We start from the raw sequence: 19,096 nt of genomic DNA, 5'->3' as shown, positions 1-19,096 counted from the left end.
AATTTGCTTAGATTATTTATCTATATATAAAAAATTTTCGGTAAAGCTAATTTTTAGGTATTTATGGCGGCAGAAAAATTTATAATTAAAATATATTCCAACTAATAAGGCATTAAATGAAAAACGATAAGTTAGCTTCTTGGCTTAAGATAACTAGACTCCAATTTTACCCTATGACGTGGCTTGCATATACTGTAGGTGCTTTATGCTCCTTTAAAATACTAAATAATTTTGATTTGACTATTTATGTCCTAGGGTATATGGCTTTGTTTTTGATAGAATTTGCAACTGTAATCTCTAACGAGTATTATGACTATGAAACCGATAAAATAAATAAAAATTATAGCCAATTTACCGGCGGATCTAGAATGATAGTAGAAGAAATGATTACATTCAAGCAGGCAAAGAATGCGATATTTATCTCCCTTACTCTTGTCTGTTCTTTGACTATTATTTTAACATTAAGATATAACATCTACGCTTTTTTAATATTAGCACTTGGAGCTTTACTGGGTTTGGCCTATACAGTTCCACCATTAAAATTATCATATAGGGGTTTAGGAGAAATTGATGTTGGGATAACCCATAGTTTTTACATTGTATTGGCGGGATTTTTATTACAATCTCCAAAACTAAATATTATCCTCCCATGGCTAGTATCAATACCCTTATTCTTTGCTATTTTTGGGGCCATAATCCTTGCAGGTTTTCCAGATTATGAAGCAGATAAAAGAATAGGGAAAAAAACACTTACAGTAATACTAGGTCAAAGAAAAGCGTCACTAATCTCAGTCTTATCGATTTCAATATCTATTATTTCGAGCTTTTTATTTTTATATTCTGGGATATTTGGGTTTTCAAGTGTGATATTTCTCATTGTTATAATTCACGGATTTTTACTCCTATACCTATTGTTTTCACAAGTAATGAAAAATGTAATTGAAAATAGAATTGACAAATTACTTCAGATTTCATTGTCATACATCTTATGGTTCACTATAATTCCACTTTTGTATTTACTAAATGTTTTTTAAAAATAATTAGAGAAAATTTTAATGGATAGAAAGTTTTATATATGATTCTGAACTCGGAATCTTCATGCCGCCATAGCTCAGTAGGTAGAGCGCTCGACTGTTAATCGAATGGTCGCAGGTTCGAGTCCTGCTGGCGGCGCTTTTGGGCCCGTAGCTTAGCCTGGTAGAGCGCCCGGCTCATAACCGGGCGGCCAAGGGTTCAAATCCCTTCGGGCCCACAACTTGTTCTAAATTCTCCCGACCATTGAAAGCCACTTTTCATAGCATTGTACTGCCAATTTATAATCTCTTACAGCCCAAAAGTATCCATCTCGTTTTAGATAGTATTCTGCATCCAAAAGATAATAATTTATGGCGGTATTAAAAAGAGTTTCAGCTCGCTCAGTGTCTCCAGAATCCCAATAAAGCTCAGCAGCTTTTTTAAAGTCCTCAGCCCCCCAGAAGAAATCTTTTTCTTCAACTATAAAATTTGCAGCTTCGGCATAGCTGTCCGCAGCATCTTGATAGTAACCCTCATTCTCAAAATTAATGGCTATTTTTTCAAGTTTTTCTACCCTTTTCTTAATCTCGTCTCTTAACAATTAAGCACCTTGTTTAGATTTTTTTCTTTTTCTGAGGAAGAAGAATATTATCCCTATTGCTGCTACTATGACCACTATAATAGCAAAAGTCATTACAAATCTAGAAAAAGATTCAGCAGTAATTAAATCGTCAATTTCAGCTATTTTTTGATCCATCTCTTGAGTTTTAACTGTGTCGTTAGTTACTGAATAAAGATCCTTTGCGGCCTTATAGGTTGACTTGGCTTCTTCATATTTCTTTTCATTTCTTAGAGAAAGAGCTTGATCCTCTAATGATTTGGCTTGGATATGTAAGGTGGCATTTGAAATGAAAGTTCCAGAATTATTTACTCCTTCGCTATAGGATACAGATTGGTATATAGTTCTTGCTTCGTTAAACCTATTAATTGCTGCCTGGTACTCTCCAACATCATACAGTGCTTTCCCCGTATTAAAAACAGCATTTGCCTTTCGTATAGTCTCTTCTATTTGTTGTTGATTTGATTGAGAGTCTGGAATCTGAATTTCTTTTAATTCTTGATAAGTAATTGCATCTATATCGGTTGAAGCTATAATTAATTCCTTCTCACCTTTATAATTAAGATTTATAGTAAATACTTCAATTACAGGCGAGTGAGTCCTATATGTAAAAAGTCTCTTTCCTTTAGTACTTAATACGTATACCCCGTCATTAGTTCCTGTTATGATTTCTACTTCATTTTTATAATCAAGATTATCATAGTAGATTAAGTGAATATTCTCATCAAATTTATGATTAAATATTTCTTTACCCCAATCATATGCATAAAGCGTATTATCTTTACCCACTATAACAAATGAAGTATTGAATTCATCTTTAAATGCAGTTGCAGCTTTGATATCGCTGTCAAAAGAATATTCTTTCAAATTAAATCCATCTTTTGTCAGGATAATGAGTTTTTTATTAACCCCTAGTAATATTTCTTTAAATCCGTCTCGCTCCACATCACCCACAGACAAAGAAGTTATAGTATAATCAAAATGGTATCCCCACAAAGGGTTCCTATTATAATCAAAAACTATTATATCATTTAATCGTGTAGATGAAATGAATTCGGTATAGCCGTCTCCGTTAATATCCTCTGCAATAAGAAATCTAAGTTCGTTGTCAGCTTCCCATTTTTTTGAAGTTCCGCTATAATAGCCTTTTAATTCAAAATCTGGGAAAAATAAATCTTTACTTTGGAATCGGACACATCCATCGTGATTAATTATCACCCAAGCGTTATCAATAAATGTTCTATTATGAGATATAGCAATTATCTCGCCATATCCGTCTGAATCGATATCTTTGATAATTATCTTTTGAATGGGGGTGCGCATCCAATATTCCCAAAGCTTTTCTCCATCCGAGTTAAAAACTTCTATGCCATTATTAATAAGGCCAACCGCCACATCACTTCTTCCATCACCATCTAGGTCTCCTGCAGAAACGCTATTCACAAAATTAATTGTTTTCCTTTTCCATATTTCTTGGCCGAAGACATCAAGGGCATAGATATAATCTCCGCCCCCTAGAACAACATCAAATCTGCCATCGCCATCGACATCCCCTAAAGCGACTCCTTTGACTTCATCAGTAGTATGATGGCGCCATTTAATTAAGTCTTCAGAAGTAGTTTGACTGAAGTTGGCAAAAATTAAAATTAATGTTAAAATTAAAACCAAACTTTTTTGCATTTTTTGCACCATTATTCTAAGTCTTCATTTCTAAGGAAATCTGGTAACGGGAAATGGCTCTTTGTAACTACATGAATACTCATTTCACTCTTGAATATTCCAGACTGCCTCATAGACTCCATGTAACTTGGGATTAAATCTGTTCTGTCCGCAGGTATTGCCACAACTAACTGGCAGTCTGAATTTCCAAATCCGGAAGTTACATATAGAACTCTGTCCATATTCTTTAGGAAATTAATAGCTTCATCATTTATGCCTTTTTGTATATTCAAGAGAAAATGAACCTGGTGGTATCCTAATTTGTCGGGTTCTATTATGGCTGTGAATCCTTTTACCACGCCATCGTCTATCATTTTGTTAATGAAAGGTGTTACTGTCTGTATTGATAGTCCCGTTTCTTCAGCAATCTTGTTCTTCTGGGGAAATCCTTTGATTGCAAGAAGAGATCTTAGAATTTTAATTCCTTTTTTGTTCATTTTCATTATTATCACTATTTTAATAAATTCTTTAAAATATTTAAATCTTTCGGAAATTTTTTATTAAATAATTTTTCTATTAATTATAAAAAGAAGATAAGATAATGAAATTATAAATAGGAGCATAACTTCTAGGTCAAGTATGCCTGTTTCAATACCTATTATGGTGTAACTTAATACCATACTGTAAAGCCCTACCAATATTATCTTCCTTTCTCCTTTTTCGCGTTCTGCAGATTTATAAAGATTTGATAAGAAAAATCCTAAAAAGGCCATTCCAATTATAACTCCAATTAGGCCAAAGTCAATAGCTAAAGGCCCAAATATTGTTGAAGTTATAGAAACTGATCTCTCTCCAACAAGTACTGCTATCATCCTTCTTGGCGAGTATGCTATACCAGGCATTAATCTAGCAAGATAAGGGTGAGTTGCAATATGAATTGCTCCGTTTGTCAATCCGAATCCCCCTCCCATGTTGGCTAGTATATCCATAACATCGGTAGTAAGGCTTATCCTTGTTCTAAGCGATTCAAAAAGAGAAAGATTGACTCCTAGCAGGATATCACGCACCATTGTTAAAGTCAATAATGAAATCACAGACCCTGTACCAATTATAATTAGTTCAGATTTTTTCCATATGCCAACCATTGAACCACAGATTAATGCCCCCAACAAAATAAAAATAACTTGAGTTCTGTAGCCTAACAAGGCCATTAAGAAAAGCGAGAGGAATGTAAAAAAAATAGAGATGAATCTGGCTTTTTTGTATGAATATTTCTTTGTAAGACCAACATATGAGATTAAAAGAATTGATCCCATCGGGAAAAGATGGGATATCATTGTAAAGAAAGGGTCTAAAGAGTTTCTTACTTGAACATTAAATAAGGGTATGTCACCAGCTATAATCAAATCGAGAAAGTAAAAAATTAGGCCCAGCGATAAAAGAATAAATATTAAATTATATGTATTGTCCTCCAAGTATTTTATTAATCCACCCCGATAAGTCACAACCAGATAGATTAAGCTGAAAAAAATAAAAGGAAACGATAAGGCCCAGAATCCTTTTAGTAATATGACTATACTTACCATCAAAAGAGATACAAAAAAATCTTTATTTTCTCTTTCAGTGATTCCTATAAGGAGAAGCGGTATAAGGCTCAGTTTTACATAAAATCCAAAAGATTCGATTTTTATCATGCTGAGCAAGAATAATATTAAGAAAATGATCAAAAGAGGAAAAAAATATTTTTTGTTGATTTTTCGGATATTTGGTATTTTGACTAAAGAGCCAATGTAAAATGAAACTGTTCCCAAGATGACAACTAAGGTTCCAATTGGCGAGAGGGGATGATCGGAAAAGCTAAAGAATAATAATATTGACACTATAACAATTAATGGTGAAAATTTCAAAAATATCGAGTTTTTAAGATAATCATCGAATTTATCTATCTCAAAAGGAAAAGACGGAAATTTTTGGATAGCCCTAAAGAATTTCAAAGAGGACTTATTAACTAAACTATTTGAAAATTCTTTTTCTAAGAAAGAAAAAATACCATTTAAGTACTTCATCTAAATCCTCACATGAATATCCCCAATTATCCCTTCTACAGTGCTAGCTTGAATGATAGATATGTCGGAATTTGGGATATTATCTGTAAGCACGAATGTTCTAAAATCAGGAAAATAATATTTTGTTGGGCCATATGGGGAAAGAACAGATTGCAATATTTCAAAATCATTTGTTCCTATACCAATAACACTCAAAGTAATTCCATTTTCAGATGACTTTACTTTTACATCTTTTAAGTAGAAAATCTCTTTTGCTATTTTATCGGATAATTCTTTATCAAATGTAATATCATTAGGGAATTTGCCATCAATTACAATATCCCCAGAAATTGTTGTATCAATTATATTATAATTATCTAAAAATTTTGAAGTATTATTTATCTTGTTTTTTGCTTCGATTAGATCATTGACAAAAAATGCTTTTTGCATATAATGGACTGTAGATCCATTTAGCATTGTGACTTTAATGTTGTGTGAAGCTATGTCTTCTTTGAATGAAGTTCGCCCCCCAACAGTTAAAATCCTGCCGTCTATTAGTTTCAATAAGAAAGTACCTTGTGATGTTCCAACAACTACACCCTCTTCGTTAAAAGGGGAATAATCGCTTATATAGGAACCATCAACTTTAACAAGATACCTAAATCCCTTCCCATCAGACAAATCAAAAAATCGAACAGCACTGTATATTTGTGAGCCAGTATAGGAATATTCATCAATTGGCTCTTTTTCAAAATACTTGGTGGAGAATGAAATTAATGAAGCCACCACTAAAACAATTATTGCCAAATCAAAGAGATTTAATCTTTTCATTTAAACTCCTAAAAGATGCCAATGATTACTGTCCTAAGGAAGTCAGATAGTAGCATAGTGTCCTCAAAAGTACTGTTCTCGATAATTACAACTCCTTCATTTAATATGACGATTTTATTTTCAGTGCCACCCAAATTCGGAGTTTTCATATATACTAATGGTTTTGTCTTTGAACCAATCAGTTTAACACCCATCATATATTTATGCCATGGAGTCAATTCTCTGGCGAGGATTATCGGCCCTTTGGTCCTACCCACTCCTTCACTTATTGAAGCGACACCTCTAACAAGATAAGAATTTTCAGGTGCTGAACCCGGCATTGCCTTGAAGAGCAAATAAACACTTTTGACTTCGTCTTCAGTGAACATTCTTCGCATTACAATAAGAGGGTCCCCTTGAACGTATGAGACTACTTTGATTGATTGGTCATTTTCTGTACTATAGAGAATAGTTGTGGGCGTTCCTTTTACATCAAATGCATGATTCCCTAAATAATTAACATAATAAAGAGAGGCCATTGACACCCCTATGATGGTCAACAACAAAACAACGCTTAGTGTTCTTTTAGATACTTTCAGGCCTTTCTTACTTTTCTTTTTTGCCATAAAAAATAAATAAAAAATTTATTTATAAATATTGTGGGAAATCTCTTCCTTTTCTTTTAGGAAAATAGAAGATATAATTGCTAATAAACATAAGGGTAGCATCAGATACAACATAGTAACAAAGTCTGACAATCCATATATTATTCCTCCAAGTAAAGGTCCGACTATACTAGATAGATTTAACGTCATAGAAAGTCCAGATATCGCCTCACCTCTTTCATTCCAAGTCGAATAGGATGTGACAAGAGAAGAAGTTCCCAGATATACTAATGCCCAAGAGAATGCAACTAATATCTGGAGCAACATGAATTCAATTGGATTCTTAATTATTGTAAAAGTGAGTATGAACAAAAATGAGCCAATTAATCCTGCAAATACAAGGTATGTCTTCTTTATCCTATCTGACAAATGCCCAACTAAAGACATAGTTAAAACTTGCAAAGAATTATTTATGAAAAAAATAGAGGATATTATTAACCTGTCAAACCCTAAGGTAAACTCAAGATAAAGAGGCAAGAATGCCCACAATGTTGTTGCCACTGAATGCCTTAGAAATAAAGTTCTATAAAAGGGAAGGAATTTTTTGAATGTTTGGAAATCTATTCCAAAATAGTCGGAAGCAGTGTACTTCTCTTTAGCGAAAAGTGTAGTAACAAAACCAATTGTAAGAAATATAATAGGGATAAGAAAAGCATTGTTATATTTTTGAGAAATTACTATGCCGACAAGAAGCGAACCAACTGCCCATCCAAAAGAACATGAAGCGCTGTAAATCCCAAAATATTTTCCTCTTTTTTCAGTATCTATTTCAGTGGCTAGAGAATTAGTCAATCCCATTGTAGCGCCAAAAGATACTCCCATCCCCATTCTAAAAATAAAGATGAGAATTTTATCATAAGAAAAGAAGAGCAATATTGAAAAAAAAGCCCCTATTATAAGTCCTGTTTTAATTATTGGAAGTTTTCTTCTAAGTTTTGCAGCTTTTCTAGCAAATAGTGGTGCCGTCAATATTGAAAAGAAAGGTAAGATGGCATTAATCAATCCAATAAACGATTTGGATGCTCCCAATACTTGGGAATAATTTGAAATAAATAAATTACCGCTGATATAAGAAATATTTATGCAGAATCCTATCAAAGAATAAATAATTATTTTTTGTCTATTGTTCATTAATTCACTCAATTCTTGCTTCTTCTTCAAGCATTATAGGAATACCTTCCTTAACTGGGTATCTCCTTTTGCATTTTACACATACGAGTTCTTCTTTATCCTCGAATATATCACCTTTACAAACTGGGCATGCTAAAATATCAAGAAGCTTTTTGTCTATCATATTGATTAAGCCCATACAAAGATATTTAAATATTTTTATAGACCATTTTTAGTGATAATATGAAGATTCTTGTTGCATCAGACATTGCAGAAGAAGGTATATCAAAACTCAAAAAAGAGTTTGAAGTTGATGTAAAAAAGGGTATTTCTAAAGAAGAGATTTTATCTATTATAGAAAACTATGATGGAGTAATTGTTAGAAGTAAACCCAATATAACTGAAGACATAATAAAAAAGGGTAAAAATCTGAAGGTTGTGGCTAGAGCCGGTGTCGGACTTGACAATGTAGATGTCAATTGCTGCCAAGGACTAGGAGTAAAAGTTGTAAACTCACCACAGGCAAGCTCTGATTCTGTAGCCGAACTTGCTTTTGGATTGATGCTATCTGTTTCTAGAAATATTGCAAGAGCAGATAGATTAACAAGAGAAAATAGATGGGAAAAAAAATCCCTTATGGGCCACGAACTCAATGGTAAAACTTTGGGAATTGTTGGATTTGGAAGAATCGGAAGAAATATCGGCAGAATGGCAAAAGCATGTGGTATGAGTCTAATTGCCTATGATCCTTTACTAACAGATGAGCAGATAAAAAGTGGTGAAGCTGAACCTGTTACTCTTGAAAAACTAATTGAAAGAAGTGACGTTATTACACTACACGTACCATTGATTGATTCCACAAAGCATATGATTTCAGACAAAGAATTTGAAAAAATGAAAAATAATGCGATCATAATCAATACCTCCCGAGGAGGGATAATTGATGAAGATGCGCTTTGCAAAGCATTGTCGTCTGGGAAGATACTAGGTGCTGGTCTTGATGTGTTCGAAGAAGAGCCGCCGATGAATAGCAAGCTTCTAGAGTTTGATAACGTAGTTCTGACTCAGCACATAGGAGCATCAACCCATGAAGCCCAGAAAAGGGCAGGGATTATGATTGCTGAAGAGGTCATTAAAGCATTAAAATGTAAATAATAAAATATATATTTTAAATTTTTTGACCGCATTCGGGACAAAAACTACTGTCTTTCCCGATTGTTGCACCGCAATTAGGGCATTTTAAATCTACTTTTTCTTTGATATCGTTTCCACAACTGCCACAGAATTTAATCCCTTTTTCAATAGGTGATCCACATGATGGACATTTGATTTGGTCTTTTATTGGAGCTTCTTTTGTTATTATTGGAGTAGTTGATGTTTTCCCTTTTTTCATAAATACTACTGCCGCTATTACAACTAATACTATTGCTATGGGTACTATGTAGATAAATGGAAAACTAGAAGAAGTTGTAGATGTTGTATCAGGGACTGTTCCAGAAGGAGGATTGTCATTAGTTGTGAGAGGTGGTTTAGTATCAGAAACAGGTGTTTGAGAGCCTTCTACAGGTATCGATTCTTTAGGAATTTGCGATGTTCCTGGCATAATAAATGAACTCAAATCATAGAAGTAGACTTTATTATCTTTTGATCCTGCCACTAATTTTCCATCTGTAGTCAAGAATAATGAATTAAATGCACTTTCATTCTCCTTACTCCACAACAAACTTCCAGAACTACTTATTAAGCTGATTACTCTATCAAGTGAACTTACGGCAATATAATCTCCATTGGGCGACATTGTTACAGCATTTGCTTTGTCGTTTAACTTTCTTTTGAGTAATTGTTTGCCAGAAGAGTCAAATAAATAAATATTGTCATTTAGATCAGCAACAAATATCTTAGAACCATCTTTAGTGATTGACACTAAATGTGTTGCAGTTCCGGTTGGTTTGGACCAAAGTAGAGAACCTTTTCTATCAAAAACATAAACTTTGCTATCAAATGCTCCTGCAACGATAGAAGAAGCATCAGGAGTAAGAGAAATTGATTGAACATTACCTCCCGTCTTGTATTCCCATAGACGGTCACCAGATCTTGAAAGCATGAAAATATTACTATCGTTTGTTCCATTAACTATGTAAGAACCGTCGGGAGAAACTGAAGATGTGGCTAGCCTATTCCTTGAATCATATGCCATAATTTGACTTCCGGCTTTATCATATACGAAAACACTATAATTCTTTGTGATTGCTGTTATATAGTTTCCATCTGGAGTTATATTAACAGTATTGACTTGGTCAGATGTTACTTTATCCCAAATCTTCTGCCCTGATTTATTTAATAAATAAACCCTCTTATCCCAAGAACCTGCTACGATATACTGCCCGTTGGCAGATATTGCAACTGATTCTACATTACTGCCTGTCTGAAATTTCCATAATTGAGTTCCATTTTTATTTAAAAGATGTAAATAATTATCGTAGGACCCAACTACGATGTAGGCTCCATCAGAAGATGCCGCAACTGAGGCGATATCGTCGTCTGTTTCATAGCTCCAAGTTAGCTCATCAGCAAAAATATTCATTATAGATATATTAAATAATATCAGGATCAAAAATAGACTAATTTTCTTCATGAAATTACTGATTATTAGACCTATTTAAATATTATGTTTTATGTCTATGTTGCCTTTTTCTGAAATTATTTCCATTTGCCCTTTCTTAATTCATTCAAGTTCAAATTTTCTATTCGGCCTTCCATCCCTTTAATTATTTCCAAAATCTCTTTGTAGTCATCCATTGTATTATCCAACTCTTTTGAAATATCGCTAGAGTATTTTTCTTCCTTTATCTTTTCCTTCAATTGTTTAAAAAATGTGCCTACAGGTCTAAATGAGTCCTCAATCAAAAGTCCTGAAATAAAAATAATGAAAGGCGTTAGTTCTCCTGAATTCCCAATATCTATGCATCTAAGATAAATTCCCCTTCTCTCAAACGGAATAACAAGCCTTGGATAATTATTTCTAATAAGGATAAAATTCAGTAGTTCTCTAGAAACTCTACCATTTCCATCAATAAATGGATGAATTTCAACAAATTTCTGATGAAACTGACAAGCTAGTTCAACGGGAAACATTGTTAATTTTTTTTCTTTATACCATTCTATTAAGTTGTTAAGTTCATCTTCTAAGACTGGAAAAGGCGTGGGGTCATAATCTGACCCAGATATAGAAATATCAGTATTTCTTAATGTTCCGGCATTTTCATCATCTATATTTTTCATGAGCATCTGATGAATCGTTAGAATAAATTTTAGAGTGATATCTCCGTTATAGCTTCTAAGGAATTTAAAAAGTTCATTATAGTTTAATATCTCATACATTTCTCTCAGAGTATTGCCTGCTGGTGTATCCTCTTCAAGTATAAGCTGCGCGCCCCTCAATGATATAGTATTACCTTCAATTGCTGTCGACCCATGAACATATCTCAATCTAAGATTTTCTTCAAATTTTTCAAAATAACTTTTATTAAATGGGGCCATTATCCTATTTATTTTTTTTAGCCTTTCAATTATATTAATAAATGAGGCAGGGAGAATATGTTCTTCATATTCTAACTTCTTAGAAAATATCTTCAAAAACTCTGCTTCGAGAAGTATCATTTGAGACTTTTCTTTCACTAAAAATTCTATTTCGGACTGAGTAAATGGACCTTTGCCCAGGTAATAAGAAACGGTCTTTACTCTGCCCCCCAATCTTACAGAATGATTGACATAGTAATAAGTTTCTCCCTTAACATTCTTTTTTATGATATAGACCATATATCCTCCCATAAATAGTAAGTATACTTCCCTTTTGATACTACATTTTATATTATTATTGGTAACAGATCTGAATTATAGTGGTAAAAAATGAATTTTGTTTATTTAATATCTATTTAATTATCTAATTATACATAATAGTCCATTTTTGATACATATAAGTCACAACCCTTATAACCGGTCTAATGATTCGAGAGGAGGTTTTACCTATGGAAGAAATACTAACAAAATTTGAAGGGGTCGACGTACCCTCTGTAAAAAAAGTTGCAGTTGCTTACTCCGGAGGAGTTGATTCTTGTCTATGTATAGAACTACTAAAAAGAGTATACAACGCAAAAGAGATCGTACCTATAATGATCGATGTTGGTCAAGGAAAAGAAGAAATTGACATTGCATTTGAAAAGGCAAAGATACTAAAAATAGAGCCAGTTGTTATAGACGCAAAAGAAGATTTTGTAAAAAAATGGATACCTATGGCAATAATGGCAAACTCAGACTATATGGGCTATCCAGTGAGCACGTCAATGACGAGGCAATTAATAGCCAATATAGTTGCCCTCAAAGGCAAAGAATTGGGCTGCGATGCCCTAATGGAAGGTTCAAGCGGCAAGGGTAATGATCAGTATAGAATGCATAATGTATTCAAATTGTTTGCCCCTGAACTAAATGTATTGGTGCCCGTAAGGGATTTTGATCTTACAAGAAAAGAAGAAGAAAAACTTTGTGAATTATGGGGGATATATGTCACAGAAAAGATTACCGGAGGAGATGACAAAACTCTATGGTGCAGATCTATTGCAAGCGGAGCAATTGACCTTGATCAAGAGCTTCCGGATAATCTATGGATGTGGACAAGGTCCATTGAGAGTACACCTGATGTTCCTACTTTTGTAGATATTACTTTTGAAAAGGGTGTTCCAGTATCTTTAAACGGAAGAAAAATTGGATTGTTAGAGCTCTTGACAGAGCTTAATACTGTTGGGGGAATGCATGGTATTGGTAAAATAGACATATTTGAAGAAGGCATAATGAATCTCAAAAGCAGAGAGATTTATGAAGCACCGGCGGCTACAATTATCCTAAAACTTCACAAAGATTTAGAACAGATGTGCCTCACAAAGGAAGAAATCCTGTTTAAAAAGACAATAGAACAAAAATGGGGTTACCTAGTATACCACGGAGGATGGTTCCATCCATTAAAAGATTCCCTTGACAGCTATATCATCAAGAGCCAAGAGCATATTAATGGAAACTATAAAGTGAAATTGTTCAAAGGAAATGTCGAGATCGTAAAGAGGGAATCAGCTTCGTCGTTATTTGCCCCTGAAATAAGGTCAATTAAAGTTGGAGGCATGGATCAAAGAATTTCAAAGGACGCAGCAAAAGTTATGGGCCTTATGTACGAAGTTTTGGCCAAAAGGTCCAGATAAATATTTAAATTTTTATTTTTTATGATGTTAAGGGAGTAACTAAATGGCAAAACTTTGGAAAAAAAAATATGAACTTGACAAAGCTGTTGAAGATTTTACAGTTGGAGATGATTATCTCTGGGATATGAAGCTAGTAAAAGCTGATGCCATAGGAAATATCGCTCATTCAACAATGCTTCAAAAAATAGGAATTCTTTCTGAAGAAGAACTTCTAAAAATTAAAAAGAATCTAATTGATATATTAAACCTTAACGAACAAGGTAAATTTATAATAAATAAAGAAGATGAAGACGTACATACTGCTGTAGAAAATTTCTTGACGGATAAATTAGGTGATGTTGGTAAAAAGATTCATACTGCAAGGAGTAGAAACGACCAGATAAACTTAGATATCCGATTATATTCAAAAGAAAGACTATTTGAGATGATGGAAAGTGTTCTAAATCTTTGCAAGATACTACTAGAGTTCTCAAAAGAAAATGAATTCGTGCCCATGCCAGGGAGAACCCATACTCAGAGAGCTATGCCCTCCTCTGTAGGGCTTTGGACAAGCGCCATCCTAGAAAGTCTCCTTGATGATTTTTATCTATTGAAAAGTTCTTTCAAGATTAATGATCAATCCCCCTTAGGAAGTGCTGCAAGTTATGGTGTTAATCTTAATATTGATAGAGAATATGTTGCATCTCTTCTAGGATTTGAAAAAGTGCAGAATAATGTTCTGTATGCAAATAATAGCAGGGGAAAAACAGAATCTATAATTATATTTGCTCTATCTCAGATAATGATGGACCTTTCAAAGTTTGCTAATGATTTAATCTTATTTTCTATACCTGAGTTCAATTATTTTACCTTACCGGAAGACTTTTGTGGTGGTTCAAGCCTTATGCCTCAAAAAAGAAATCCTGCTTTGCTTGAACTTACAAGGGCTAAAGCAAACGTTGTAAACTCCCTATACTTTAGGGTAACAGGAATAATAACTTCCCTTTATTCAGGATACAATAGAGACTTCCAACTGACCAAAGGCCCTTTAATGGAAAGTTTTGATATTACTCAGCAAACATTATACATCCTAGGATATTTCATTCCAAAAATAAAAGTAAACAAAGAAATATTGATTGAGTCCTTTTCTCCTGAAGTCTATGCAACAGACAGAGTATTGGAACTTGTAAAGGAAGGAACACCATTTAGAGATGCTTACAAAGAAGTTGGGACAAATCTAGAATCATTAAAAAATAAAGACCCAGTTAAAAATATAAAATCAAAGACACATACAGGAGCTACTGGAAATCTTGGACTTGATAATATAGAAAAGAGGATAAAAGAAGAAGAAAAAGAGCTTTTATCTAAAAAAGAAGTATTCATCAAAAGAATAGGTCAATTGACCAAAATTTAGTTTTACGGGATACCATGGATAAATACGATTATATCATAATTGGAAGTGGTGCTAGTGGTGGTGCTGTTGCAGAAAAGATATCCTCAGACCATAAAGTCTTAATTCTTGAAAAAGGCGAGTATCTTCCCTTAAACGAAGCTCACAAGGGCTACTTCAGAGCTTCTTCTTGTAAAGATTTTGAAGAACATGGAAAAATAGAAATCTTAAGTGGTAATGGTGTTGGAGGAACAACATTATTAGCAATAGGTAATGGTGTGAGAACCCAAGAAAAGGAACTGAAAAAACTCGGCATAGACATTGAAAAAGAACTTGATGAAGTTGAAAGGGATTTTGAATTATCACCCATCCCAGAAAATATGCTAGGCGATAGGACTAATCTATTCATTGAAAAATCTAAAGAATTGGGTTATGACCCAAAAATAATGCCTAAAATGATTGACTTTAAGAAATGTAAAAAATGTGGAAAATGCAATATGGGGTGTCAATTTCAGGCAAAAAAAACTTCCCTTTATTATATCGAAAAGGCCATTTCTAAAGGCGCTGAGTTAAAGACTAATTTTGAAGCTTTGAGAATAAATAAAAGTATAAAGTACTTCAAAGTTCAGGGTGTGGAAAAAGGAAATCTCATTAATATTACTGCAAAAAATGTGATCTTGAGCACAGGTGCTCTTGATACGCCTAAAATCCTTAATAATTCAGGGATAATGACTCCAAAAAAACTCTTTGTGGACATATTTGTTACAATTGGTGGGAAGAGTAATCAATCTTTCAAAGATGAGATAAATATGGCAGCTTACATACCTTTCAATGATTTCTTAATTTCTCCTTATTACTCTGAAAGAATTACCAAAATGCTCAGTGAGAAGAAAATAGAATCTAAAAGAGATAATATAATCGGTTTAATGATCAAAATTAAAGATGACTCTTTTGGTTATGTTGACAAAAATTTTATCGAAAAATACTGTACTGGAAAAGATGTTCAAAAAATATCAAATGGTGTTGCTATTGCTTCAAGGATATTAAAGAAGTCAGGAGTAGATACGATAGTTTCAACTGAAGCTATTGGTGCACATCCCGGAGGAACTGCACCAATAGGGATAACTGTGGACAATCAATTCAAGACAAGAATGGGATTTTATGTATGCGATGCAAGTATACTTCCAGAATCGCCAGGCGCGCCCCCAATCCTTTCGCTGATGGCTTTAGGAAAAAAATTGGGAGAAAATATTCTAAATTCCACCTGAAGGAACTTTTTCTTTTGGATTCGTTATGATGTCCAAAAGCATAGGACCTTCTGAGTTCAAAGTTTCTCTGATTCCTTTCTTCATTTCTCCTTTGCCTTCAACTTTAAGAGCAGGAACTCCAAGACCTTTTGATATAGCTACAAAATCCTTCTTGCCTAGCGAAAAGGAGTATTTCCCCTCAAATTTTGTATCTTCATACTGTTTAATTGTCCCCAATACACCGTTATCTATAAGGAATACTTTCACATCAATATTATTTTCCGGGAGGGTTAATAACTCCCCCAATACCATCAAAAGTCCGCCGTCACCTGTTATCAATATTACCCTCTTTTCAGGATTTGATAATTTGGCCCCTATGGAGGCGGGTAATCCAAATCCCATTGCACCAAAAGAGTGGGAGCAAATAAATGTCCTAGGGATATGAACTTTTTTCAGCAAATGCGCCCATACTGTTATTGACCCCGTGTCTGTAACAACAATATCATCCTTATTTAGCTTTTCAAATATTTCATAAATAGCGGCTTGTGGCTTCAAAGGTTTAGAGGAAGATGAGATTCCATCAAACTTTCTAATAGGATTTTTATTAATCCAAAGGTCAGATTTTCTGGAAACGCCAATCGTTATATTGTTAATTATTTCATTTAAATCACCAACAAGAGATAGGTCAAACAAGATATTTTTTTTATTTTTCTCTAAATTTACATCTATTATTTTTTTTGAACTACCTGATATATCATAAGAAGTTCTATCAGAAAATTTGACTCCAAAGGATATTAATAGATCTGATTTTTCAAAGGCCATTTTGGAATTATTTGTACCCCTTACACCAAGGGTTCCAAATGCGCGAGGATCATCTTCATCTATTATCCCTCTCCCTGGAAGCGTTGTAACTATCGGCGCCCCAATTTTAGTAGATAAAGAGTAAATAGTATTTCCTGAGCTTGAATTAATAGAGCCATAACCAGAAAGAATCAAAGGTCTTTCAGATTCGTTAATCAATTTAATGGCAAGTTTAATTTTGTCGATGTCAAGTTTATTTTTTGTTATAGTTTCATTGTATTCAAAGTCAGAAAAGTATTGTTGTTCAAATAAATCTGTTGGAACTTCAATATGAACTGGTCTTGGTCGGCCAGATATTGCCTGACTAAATGAATCTCTTAATTCTCGATATAGCTCATCTTTAACTCTAATATTCTTCTTTGTTATGGCAGAAGTCATTGAAAGTAAATCAACTTCCTCAAAAGCATCAGTTCCAAGCATATAGGTAGGAACTTGTCCAGTGATTAGCACTAACGATGAGCCATCTTTATATGCACATGCCAGCCCCATCATTGCATTGACTGATCCGGGGCCAGTTGACGTGAGTGCGGAGGATATTCTACCGCTAGCCCTGTAAAATCCATCGGCGCTGTGAACTGCGCACTGCTCATGAGAAGACCTAATAATAGAAACACCACTATCTTTCAGTTCATGGTATAGTGGCAATATCTCCCTCCCAGGATACCAAAAAAGTGTTTCAACTCCTGAATCGTTTATTGCTTTGGATATTAATTCCGCTCCGGAATATGAATTTTTCATCATCTAACCTTTTGAAAGAATTTCTTGGACCATATTCTTAAATTCTTTATCGCCTACTTTTGCACCTCTTTCAGCCATCTCCTTTACTTTTAGGATTAAGATTTCTTTTTCGTTTTGAGGTACAGATAGGCCTAATTCGTCTAGTTTATATTCAATACAACTCATTCCGCAGTGCTTTCCAAGAATAATCCTTCTTTTTTGACCAACAAACTCCGGCATATAAGGTTCATATGTCAATGGTTCCGCCCTAACTGCAGAAACATGTATCCCTGATTCATGCGAAAAAACGTTATCCCCGACAATAGATTTATTTTTTGGCACAGGCATTGTAGTGTACTTTTCAACTAATCTTGAAAGTTCGTATAACACTTCATACTTAAAAGGCATCTCTATACCATACAAGAGCCTAAGATTCATTATAACTTCTTCAAGAGACGCATTACCTGCCCTTTCCCCTATCCCATTAACTGTTGTGGATATAGCTCTAGCTCCTGCTTCAAAAGCGGCAAGAGAGTTAGCTACTGCAAGACCAAAATCATCATGACAGTGGATTCCTAGTGTGTTGTCTATATTATTCTTTATTTGACTAACAAGATATTTCATTCCCATGGGCCTTATAGATCCAGTTGTATCGGCTATGTGAACTCTGTCTGCGCCTGCATCAGTTGTCGCTTTGTAAAGTTCAATTAGAAAATCTAAATCAGTTCTTGTAGAATCTTCTGCGGTGAAAGCAACAAAAATTCCATGATCTTTGCCATACTCGACAGCCTCAACGGCCTTTGAGAGTGCCTGTTCCCTAGTCATTTTTAACTTATGTTTTAAATGGAGGTCTGAAACTCCAATAAAAGTAATAATTCCATCAACATCACAAGATAAAGCAACATCAATATCACTTTTTAATGTTCTTGTCAGAGCAAGTATTTCTGAATTTAGAGACTGCTTTGTTATATTCCTTATTGCCCTTCTTTCACCATCAGATACAACTGGAAATCCTGCTTCAATTTGTGGGATACCCAACTCGTTTAATTTAATAGCAATTTCTATTTTCTCATCAGGTGTGAAGCAAATTCCTGGGGTCTGCTCTCCGTCCCTTAAAGTGGTGTCATATACAATAATATTTTTCGGATCTACTTTTATTTTTATTTCTTCGACGAAATTATAAGGGCTAACAAATGATTTCATAATCTCACAGCCTCATTGGGATCTTCGGAGTATCCTAAAGCAGCAATTGCTCCTATCAATCCCCAATTGTCCATTAAAACTTCTAGGTTCTTTAATTTTTTGGAGAAATCAATTGCCTCTTGGATTGATACCATGGAAAATTTAACATTATGAGAATAATCTCGAAGTTTTTTATCAATTCCTATACCTGGTAAAAGAACTAATCCAGTTTCTTTTGAAAGGGTATGCTTATTAAATAATTCAAAAACTCTCTCTTTGAATATTGGAATATTTTGTGGATCTACACCAAAAGTCAGTGCAGTGCTAACGCAATTCTGAGTTTTATGGGGATTTTTTGGATAAAGCTGGACCAAGGTATGTCTAAGATAATCGGCTAATCCTTCTTTTTCAATCTTATAGGCTAGCTCATTTGCCAAAGACCATGTTGCTCCTTCCTCTTTTGTATCTGTATCGTCAACACCTACCACGATCTTTTGTTTTAAATTGAATGTAAGTCTAGCTCTGCTTAGACCTCCGCCACCGCCATAA

Annotated in this window: 18 protein-coding genes and 2 tRNA genes; 7 read left to right on the top strand and 13 right to left on the bottom strand. The window is 34.1% G+C overall.

From position 1 onward, the window contains the following. Positions 1 to 116 precede the first annotated feature (116 nt). From PLI06_05760 to PLI06_05750, 3 genes are all read left to right on the top strand, one after another. Positions 117 to 1,034: a prenyltransferase gene (locus PLI06_05760; GenBank protein ID HOI77098.1), complete on the top strand. Its 918-nt coding sequence runs from the start codon at positions 117 to 119 to the stop codon at positions 1,032 to 1,034. Positions 1,035 to 1,100: 66 nt separating this feature from the next. After that, a tRNA-Asn gene (locus PLI06_05755) sits at positions 1,101 to 1,173 on the top strand. A gap of 5 nt (positions 1,174 to 1,178) precedes the next feature. Next, a tRNA-Ile gene (locus PLI06_05750) sits at positions 1,179 to 1,252 on the top strand. 9 nt (positions 1,253 to 1,261) lie between these two features. On the opposite strand, the gene PLI06_05745 is transcribed toward PLI06_05750, so the two are convergent. From PLI06_05745 to PLI06_05710, 8 genes are read right to left on the bottom strand one after another with little or no spacing between them, the layout of a single operon-like run. After that, a complete protein-coding gene (locus PLI06_05745; protein HOI77097.1) occupies positions 1,262 to 1,615 on the bottom strand; it encodes a hypothetical protein in 354 nt (117 codons plus the stop codon). Further along, positions 1,616 to 3,313, bottom strand: a complete 1,698-nt coding sequence (locus PLI06_05740) for a VCBS repeat-containing protein (GenBank protein ID HOI77096.1) — start codon at positions 3,311 to 3,313, stop codon at positions 1,616 to 1,618. An 11-nt stretch (positions 3,314 to 3,324) separates the two neighbouring features. Continuing rightward, the gene (locus PLI06_05735; protein HOI77095.1) at positions 3,325 to 3,795 is read right to left on the bottom strand and encodes a winged helix-turn-helix transcriptional regulator; all 471 of its coding nucleotides are present in this window, start codon (positions 3,793 to 3,795) and stop codon (positions 3,325 to 3,327) included. 57 nt (positions 3,796 to 3,852) lie between these two features. Then, the gene (locus tag PLI06_05730; protein ID HOI77094.1) at positions 3,853 to 5,358 is read right to left on the bottom strand and encodes an oligosaccharide repeat unit polymerase; all 1,506 of its coding nucleotides are present in this window, start codon (positions 5,356 to 5,358) and stop codon (positions 3,853 to 3,855) included. Further along, entirely contained in the window at positions 5,359 to 6,168 is an 810-nt protein-coding gene (locus tag PLI06_05725) for a TrmB family transcriptional regulator sugar-binding domain-containing protein (protein ID HOI77093.1), read from the bottom strand. 8 nt (positions 6,169 to 6,176) lie between these two features. Then, positions 6,177 to 6,773 carry a hypothetical protein gene (locus PLI06_05720; GenBank protein HOI77092.1) on the bottom strand — a complete coding sequence of 199 codons (597 nt, stop codon included), beginning with the start codon at positions 6,771 to 6,773 and terminating at the stop codon, positions 6,177 to 6,179. An 18-nt stretch (positions 6,774 to 6,791) separates the two neighbouring features. Next, complete coding sequence (locus PLI06_05715; protein ID HOI77091.1) at positions 6,792 to 7,943, bottom strand: MFS transporter; 1,152 nt, start codon at positions 7,941 to 7,943, stop codon at positions 6,792 to 6,794. A 4-nt stretch (positions 7,944 to 7,947) separates the two neighbouring features. Next, complete coding sequence (locus tag PLI06_05710; GenBank protein HOI77090.1) at positions 7,948 to 8,103, bottom strand: Trm112 family protein; 156 nt, start codon at positions 8,101 to 8,103, stop codon at positions 7,948 to 7,950. A 62-nt stretch (positions 8,104 to 8,165) separates the two neighbouring features. Here PLI06_05710 and PLI06_05705 point away from each other — a divergent pair, with 62 nt between their 5' ends. Next, the gene (locus PLI06_05705; protein HOI77089.1) at positions 8,166 to 9,077 is read left to right on the top strand and encodes a hydroxyacid dehydrogenase; all 912 of its coding nucleotides are present in this window, start codon (positions 8,166 to 8,168) and stop codon (positions 9,075 to 9,077) included. Positions 9,078 to 9,090: 13 nt separating this feature from the next. Here PLI06_05705 and PLI06_05700 read toward each other — a convergent pair whose 3' ends face one another. Together PLI06_05700 and PLI06_05695 are read right to left on the bottom strand one after the other, a co-directional pair. Continuing rightward, the gene (locus tag PLI06_05700; protein ID HOI77088.1) at positions 9,091 to 10,557 is read right to left on the bottom strand and encodes a PQQ-binding-like beta-propeller repeat protein; all 1,467 of its coding nucleotides are present in this window, start codon (positions 10,555 to 10,557) and stop codon (positions 9,091 to 9,093) included. Between the two features lie 65 nt (positions 10,558 to 10,622). Beyond that, positions 10,623 to 11,741 carry a Fic family protein gene (locus PLI06_05695; protein HOI77087.1) on the bottom strand — a complete coding sequence of 373 codons (1,119 nt, stop codon included), beginning with the start codon at positions 11,739 to 11,741 and terminating at the stop codon, positions 10,623 to 10,625. Positions 11,742 to 11,950: 209 nt separating this feature from the next. Here PLI06_05695 and argG point away from each other — a divergent pair, with 209 nt between their 5' ends. From argG to PLI06_05680, 3 genes are read left to right on the top strand one after another with little or no spacing between them, the layout of a single operon-like run. Continuing rightward, entirely contained in the window at positions 11,951 to 13,171 is a 1,221-nt protein-coding gene (gene argG / locus PLI06_05690; GenBank protein ID HOI77086.1) for an argininosuccinate synthase, read from the top strand. Between the two features lie 43 nt (positions 13,172 to 13,214). After that, a complete protein-coding gene (gene argH / locus PLI06_05685; GenBank protein HOI77085.1) occupies positions 13,215 to 14,564 on the top strand; it encodes an argininosuccinate lyase in 1,350 nt (449 codons plus the stop codon). A gap of 14 nt (positions 14,565 to 14,578) precedes the next feature. After that, complete coding sequence (locus PLI06_05680; GenBank protein HOI77084.1) at positions 14,579 to 15,808, top strand: GMC family oxidoreductase N-terminal domain-containing protein; 1,230 nt, start codon at positions 14,579 to 14,581, stop codon at positions 15,806 to 15,808. Here PLI06_05680 and PLI06_05675 read toward each other — a convergent pair. From PLI06_05675 to PLI06_05665, 3 genes are all read right to left on the bottom strand, one after another. Continuing rightward, a complete protein-coding gene (locus PLI06_05675; GenBank protein ID HOI77083.1) occupies positions 15,794 to 17,386 on the bottom strand; it encodes a thiamine pyrophosphate-binding protein in 1,593 nt (530 codons plus the stop codon). The two genes, PLI06_05680 and PLI06_05675, sit on opposite strands and share 15 nt — an antisense overlap. Before the next feature lie 3 nt (positions 17,387 to 17,389). Then, the gene (locus tag PLI06_05670) at positions 17,390 to 18,568 is read right to left on the bottom strand and encodes a homocitrate synthase family protein (GenBank protein ID HOI77082.1); all 1,179 of its coding nucleotides are present in this window, start codon (positions 18,566 to 18,568) and stop codon (positions 17,390 to 17,392) included. Beyond that, on the bottom strand, positions 18,565 to 19,096 hold a 532-nt coding region (locus PLI06_05665; GenBank protein HOI77081.1), incomplete at its 5' end, for a hypothetical protein. The genes PLI06_05670 and PLI06_05665, both read right to left, overlap by 4 nt.

Origin of the sequence: Methanofastidiosum sp. (assembly GCA_035362715.1) — an archaeon.
In the GTDB taxonomy this organism is placed as follows: Archaea; Methanobacteriota_B; Thermococci; order Methanofastidiosales; family Methanofastidiosaceae; genus Methanofastidiosum.
The sequence above is the reverse complement of the archived record's forward strand: the minus strand, read 5'-3'. Positions and strand labels throughout refer to the sequence as shown.